This window comes from Bacillus sp. FSL P2-0099, assembly GCF_038007445.1.
Classification (GTDB): Bacteria; Bacillota; Bacilli; order Bacillales; family Bacillaceae_G; genus Bacillus_A; species Bacillus_A mycoides.
Genome location: NZ_JBBOXE010000001.1, coordinates 21,501 through 27,500 on the forward strand (window position 1 = coordinate 21,501; position 6,000 = coordinate 27,500).

The 6,000-nt window shown below is 37.0% G+C and carries 8 protein-coding genes and 1 other RNA gene (1 of these 9 cut by a window edge); 6 read left to right on the forward strand and 3 right to left on the reverse strand.

The window, feature by feature from the left end; translation table 11 throughout:
- The first annotated feature begins 133 nt into the window (after positions 1 to 133).
- Positions 134 to 529, forward strand: a complete 396-nt coding sequence (locus tag MKY90_RS00095; protein WP_002029297.1) for a DUF3797 domain-containing protein — start codon at positions 134 to 136, stop codon at positions 527 to 529.
- A gap of 35 nt (positions 530 to 564) precedes the next feature.
- Here MKY90_RS00095 and MKY90_RS00100 read toward each other — a convergent pair whose 3' ends face one another.
- The 3 genes from MKY90_RS00100 to MKY90_RS00110 form a co-directional block, all read right to left on the reverse strand.
- Complete coding sequence (locus MKY90_RS00100) at positions 565 to 1,233, reverse strand: deoxynucleoside kinase (protein ID WP_002009620.1); 669 nt, start codon at positions 1,231 to 1,233, stop codon at positions 565 to 567.
- Positions 1,234 to 1,235: 2 nt separating this feature from the next.
- A complete protein-coding gene (locus tag MKY90_RS00105) occupies positions 1,236 to 1,871 on the reverse strand; it encodes a deoxynucleoside kinase (RefSeq protein ID WP_002009621.1) in 636 nt (211 codons plus the stop codon).
- A 123-nt stretch (positions 1,872 to 1,994) separates the two neighbouring features.
- Entirely contained in the window at positions 1,995 to 2,534 is a 540-nt protein-coding gene (locus MKY90_RS00110) for an isochorismatase family cysteine hydrolase (RefSeq protein ID WP_341090070.1), read from the reverse strand.
- A gap of 106 nt (positions 2,535 to 2,640) precedes the next feature.
- Here MKY90_RS00110 and tadA point away from each other — a divergent pair, with 106 nt between their 5' ends.
- From tadA to recR, 5 genes are all read left to right on the forward strand, one after another.
- Complete coding sequence (gene tadA / locus MKY90_RS00115) at positions 2,641 to 3,135, forward strand: tRNA adenosine(34) deaminase TadA (RefSeq protein ID WP_002029304.1); 495 nt, start codon at positions 2,641 to 2,643, stop codon at positions 3,133 to 3,135.
- Between the two features lie 78 nt (positions 3,136 to 3,213).
- An RNA gene (ffs, locus tag MKY90_RS00120) (signal recognition particle sRNA large type) lies at positions 3,214 to 3,478 on the forward strand.
- Positions 3,479 to 3,610: 132 nt separating this feature from the next.
- Positions 3,611 to 5,299, forward strand: coding sequence for a DNA polymerase III subunit gamma/tau (dnaX, locus tag MKY90_RS00125; protein ID WP_002029302.1), 1,689 nt, complete (start codon positions 3,611 to 3,613; stop codon positions 5,297 to 5,299).
- A 25-nt stretch (positions 5,300 to 5,324) separates the two neighbouring features.
- On the forward strand, positions 5,325 to 5,651 hold the full coding sequence (locus tag MKY90_RS00130) for a YbaB/EbfC family nucleoid-associated protein (RefSeq protein WP_170935248.1): 327 nt from the start codon (positions 5,325 to 5,327) through the stop codon (positions 5,649 to 5,651).
- A gap of 14 nt (positions 5,652 to 5,665) precedes the next feature.
- A protein-coding gene (gene recR, locus MKY90_RS00135) for a recombination protein RecR (RefSeq protein WP_002009629.1) crosses the window boundary here: on the forward strand, positions 5,666 to 6,000 show its 5' portion. It continues 262 nt past the right edge of the window; the window shows 335 of its 597 coding nt (coding positions 1–335); it begins with the start codon at positions 5,666 to 5,668; its stop codon lies beyond the right edge, outside the window.

Consider the following 6,000-nt stretch of genomic DNA (forward strand, 5'->3'; position numbering starts at 1 on the left):
TTGGAGAACTCGTTACCAACACGTAACGAGTTTTTATTTTAAAACCAATCATAAAGTATGATGTAAGGATATAGTGTCCTTATTACACACTCATATTCCGATGATTATCTTCATAGATATGAAAGGAGTTAACATGGATCTTATTATACAAACGTTTCCTTTAGATGGAAAAACTTTATATTATGTACAATGTCCTGTCTGTAAGAACAATAGAATTTTAAACAGTGGTGCAAATGTGTCGCGCATTATAAGTGATGATACATTCCGTAAACTTTGTGGTTGCACTTGTGATGTAAAACAGGTTGCAAAAAAAGTAGAGGTACCAAAAGAAGCTGAAAAACCAGCTGTGCAAAAAGAAGTAACTCCAAAACGTACAGGGAAATTACTAACAGCAGTAATTAATGGGAAAGAATTGACTGTTAAAGAGATTGCTGAAACATATGATATTAGTACGAGTACTGTTCGTCAGCGTATTAATGCTGGAAAGCCAGAGAGTGAAATTATTGCTCCGACAAAAAAGAAAAAGTAATTTCATAGGAAAACCCGTGCATATGCACGGGTTTTTTATTTTACAAGTTTACGTGTTTGTTTTAAAAAATGTCCAATTTTTTTAATGATTGGTTCGATTGAATCGCCATCTTTTAAAATATCGTATTCATTAATGTTTAATCGTAAAACAGGGCATGAATTAAAGTTATTAATCCAGTTATCGTAACGTCCATGCATCTCTTTCCAATATTCAATTGGTGTTTGCTGCTCCATGGGACGTCCTCGTTCTTGAATACGATCGACAATATCATCAAAAGAACCTTCTAGGTAAATTAATAAGTCTGGATGAGGGAAGTAAGGAGTCATGACCATAGCATCAAATAACCCTTTGTATGTCTCATAATCAGTTTCAGTCATTGTACCCTTTTCGTAATGCATTTTTGCGAAAATACCAGTGTCCTCATATATAGAACGGTCTTGAACAAAACCGCCACCATATTCGAAAATTCTTTTTTGTTCTTTAAATCGTTCTGCTAAAAAGTACACTTGTAAGTGAAAGCTCCAGCGTGTGAAATCAGCATAGAACTTGTCCAAATATGGATTGGAATCTACTTTTTCAAAAGATGTACGATAACCTAAAGCGTTAGCCAATGCAGTTGTCATAGTTGATTTACCGACACCTACTGTTCCAGCAATAGTGATAACTGCATCATTTGGTATATCATATTTTTGCCTTAAATTCATTGTTATTTCGACTCCTTCAAGAGAGTATTTTGAAGAGCTGATAAGATGACATTTAAATCATCAGGATTTCTTACAAAATCCATATCGTCTCCATTAAATTTCAATACTGGAATATCTGGATGGTCCTTTTTAAAAGCATCCATTGCTGTTTCGTAATCTTTTGTAAGCTGTAGCAAGTAATTTGGATCCATATTTTTTTCGAATTCTCTTCCGCGCATGGCAATTCGTTTTTGTAATGTTTCTAGGCTCGCTGTTAAATAAACGATGACATTTGGCACAGGCATATCTTGCGTAAGAATGCGATAAATTTGCATGTACTTGTCATATTGAGAATCTTTTAATGTACGGGATGCAAAAATCAAATTTTTAAATATATGATAATCTGCTACTACAGGCTTTCTTTGATTCAAATACTTTATGTTAATATCCTCTAGTTGTTTGTATCTATTACAAAGAAAGAACATCTCTGTTTGAAAACTCCATTCGTCGATGTCTTCGTAGAATTTTCCTAAAAAAGGATTTTCATCAACAATCTCTTTTAGTAAGTGGAGTTGCATGTGAGTTGAAAGTTCCTTCGCAAGTGAAGTTTTTCCAACACCAATTGGTCCTTCAACCGTGATAAATGGTACTCCGGTCACGCTGTTTCCTCCTTTCAATCAGTGATTTACCGTGACTACTAAAAACACAAAACAGAATTATTGTAGCACAAGAGGGGAGCGAGCGGACTAATTTGATATAAAAAGTTAGAAAATAGATATGTATTAATTAAATTTTATTTGGGATGACGGTACAATATTTGCCTTTAATGTGGCTTCCATTATTTTTAAAGCATGTTCATTATCTTGCTCGTTATTAGAAGCGATGCAATCCCGTGGTACATAAAGTGTATAATTTCTCATATGGGCATCATTAGCTGTAAAAAGGATGCATATGTTCCCGGCAATTCCTGTTAAAATGAGATTTTCGATTTTTAAATAACCTAATAAAGAATTCAAAGGTGTTTCATAAAAAGCAGAGTAATGTGGTTTAATAAAAATGTAATCGTCAGTATGCGGAGCAATGGCCTCGATAATATTTTTACTATACTCATTTGTACAATGGGCGATAAGTTGATCAATATCAGATCTCCAAAGTTGATAGTGATCATTGATATAAATTATTGGATAGCCTAATGACTTCATGGTGTCCTTTAATTGTAAAATGGGGTTCTTTATAATTTCACATTTCTGTGCCAGGATGGGTCCGCGGGAGAATTGAAAATCATTAATCATATCGATAATGAGTAAGGCAGTATTTTTCATATGTAATTCCCTCTCTTTCTTCTTTAGGTTGGATTGAATTTGTAAAAGTTATCCCACCTGCAAGAAATGAAAAAGTGTATTTTATTTTTGGTGAAAGGACTATATTATGGAGCGAGATATATATTTTATGCAGTTAGCAATAGAGGAAGCGAAGAAGGCGGAGGCGATACAAGAGGTACCAATTGGTGCTGTAATTGTGCTAGATGGTGAAGTGATTAGTGTCGCACATAACTTAAGAGAAACTGAACAGAGATCAATAGCTCACGCCGAACTCTTAGCTATTGATGAAGCTTGCAAAAAATTAGGGACATGGCGTTTAGAAGATGCAACGTTATATGTAACATTAGAACCTTGCCCAATGTGTGCAGGGGGAATTGTTTTATCGCGTATAAAACGGGTTGTATATGGTGCGAGCGATCCGAAAGGTGGATGTGCAGGTACGTTGATGAATCTTTTAACTGATGAGCGTTTTAATCATCAGTGTGAAGTAGTGCCTGGTGTACTTGAAGAAGAATGTGGTACATTGTTAACGATTTTTTTTAGGGAGCTTCGTAAGAAAAGAAAAGAAGTGAAAAAACTAGAGAAAAGTAATGGTAACTAACGTATTTGCATTTTGTAAAAAAACAAGTTATACTGATAATGCCTTATCCAAGGCAACCGAATATTGGTTTTAACTTTGCCGTGCTAAGCGGGGAGGTAGCGGTGCCCTATACTCGCAATCCGCTCTAGCGAGGCTGAATCCCTTCTCGAGGTTATGTTGCTGTAAGGTCTGCCTTAAGTAAGTGGTGTTGACGTTTGGGTCCTGCGCAACGGGACCCCGTGAACCTTGTCAGGTCCGGAAGGAAGCAGCAATAAGCGGGTTTTCTCGTGTGCCGCAGGAGTGCCTGAACCGAGCTAACTGCTTGAGTAACGCTTATGGTACGTAATCGACAGAAGGTGCACGGCAGTTATATATGTATACAAAACTCACCTTTATATAAAGGTGAGTTTTTTGTATGGAAAATAACTTTTGGAATCTATAAACAGAATGGGTTATAATAAATAAGATAATAACCTTTGAGGGAGGCCGTATTTTCGTGTCATACCAAGCGTTATACCGAACATGGAGACCGCAAAAATTCGAAGATGTAGTCGGTCAAAAGCACGTGACAAAAACGTTGCAAAATGCCCTTCTTCAAGAGAAAGCTTCACATGCTTATTTGTTTTCGGGTCCGAGGGGAACAGGGAAAACGACAATTGCAAAAGTATTTGCAAAGGCAATTAACTGTGAACACGCCCCGGTAGCTGAACCTTGTAATGAATGTCCTTCTTGTTTAGGAATTACACAAGGGTCTATTTCAGATGTATTAGAAATTGATGCGGCTTCAAATAACGGTGTAGATGAAATTCGAGATATAAGAGATAAAGTAAAATATGCTCCAAGTGCTGTAGGATATAAAGTATACATTATTGATGAAGTTCACATGCTTTCTATGGGTGCCTTTAATGCGCTTTTGAAAACTTTAGAAGAGCCGCCAGGACATGTTATTTTTATTCTGGCGACAACAGAACCGCATAAAATTCCAGCTACAATTATTTCGCGTTGTCAGCGTTTTGAGTTTCGAAAGATATCAGTAAATGATATCGTTGAGAGATTATCGACGGTCGTGACAAATGAAGGTACACAAGTAGAAGATGAAGCGTTACAAATTGTAGCGCGTGCCGCCGAAGGTGGTATGCGTGATGCGCTCAGTCTTATTGATCAAGCTATTTCTTATAGTGATGAAACGGTGACGAGTGAAGATGTTTTAGCTGTAACAGGATCTGTATCTCAGCGATATTTGGGTGACCTGGTAGAATGTATACGTGAAAATGATGTATCAAGAGCGTTACGTATTATAGATGAGATGATGAGTAAAGGGAAAGATCCAGTTCGCTTTATGGAGGATTTCATTTACTACTATCGTGATATGCTTTTATATCAAACTTCACCACAATTAGAACATATGTTGGAACGGGTAATTGTAGATGATCAATTCCGTACGTTAAGTGAAGAAATGCAACCGGAAGTAATCTATGAAATTATTCATACCCTTAGTAAGGGACAACAGGAGATGAAGTGGACAAACCATCCAAGAATATTCTTGGAAGTTGTTATGGTGCAACTGTGTCAGCAGTTTATGATGCAAGCAAATGGCGCAGATCGTTTACAAGCGATTATGAACAGGATGCAGCAGTTGGAGAAAGAGTTAGAGCAAGTTAAAAAGAATGGCGTGCCAGCTGGTGTGCAGCAGGAAGTAAGAGAGACGCGGGCAACACCAAAACCGGTACGAACAGGAAGTATGAAAATTCCTGTTGGACGTGTGAATGAAGTGTTAAAGCAAGCGAAGCGTCAAGATTTAGAACAGTTAAAAGCTGTATGGGGCGAATTATTAGGAAGGCTCAAGTCACATAACAAAGTAGCATTTGCTGTTTTATTAGAAAATAGTGAACCAGTTGCGGCTTCGGATGATACCTATGTGTTAGCATTTCAATATGAGATTCATTGCAAAATGGCTAGTGAAAATCGAGAAGCGATGGATACATTGGAACAAACCCTTTTTGAATTGTTAAGTAAAAGGTTAAATATGATTGCTATCCCAAAAAGTGAATGGGGTAAAATTCGTGAAGACTTTTTACAACGCGAAGGCGGGGATTCTGAAGAAAGCCCAGAACAAAAAGAAGATCCTCTTATAGAAGAGGCTGTAAAATTAGTAGGGCAAGAACTTATTGAAATAAAAGAGTAATAATAATGAGGAGGAATTAATTATGATGCGTGGCGGAATGGGAAATATGAATAATATGATGAAACAAATGCAAAAAATGCAAAAGGATATGGCGAAGGCGCAAGAAGAACTTGGCGAAAAAACAGTTGAAGGTACAGCTGGCGGCGGAATGGTTACTGTTATTGCAAATGGTCATAAGCAAGTTCTTGAAGTGAAAATTAAAGAAGAAGTTGTAGATCCAGAAGATATCGAAATGTTACAAGACTTAGTATTAGCTGCAACGAATGATGCACTTAAAAAGGTTGATGAACTTTCAAACTCTACAATGGGCAAATTTACAAAAGGCATGAACTTACCAGGTGGAATGTTCTAGGAGGATATTGATATATGCATTATCCAGAACCGATATCAAAATTAATCGATAGTTTTATGAAGTTGCCAGGAATTGGACCGAAAACAGCGGTTCGATTGGCATTCTTCGTGTTAGATATGAAAGAGGATGATGTACTAGGTTTTGCGAAAGCACTTGTGAATGCAAAGCGAGATTTAGCGTATTGTTCTGTGTGCGGACATATCACTGACCGCGATCCTTGTTATATTTGTGACGATTCGCATAGGGATCAATCGGTTGTTTGTGTAGTACAAGAGCCGAAAGATGTAATTGCGATGGAAAAAATGAAAGAATATCAAGGTGTATATCATGTTTTGCGTGGTGCTATTTC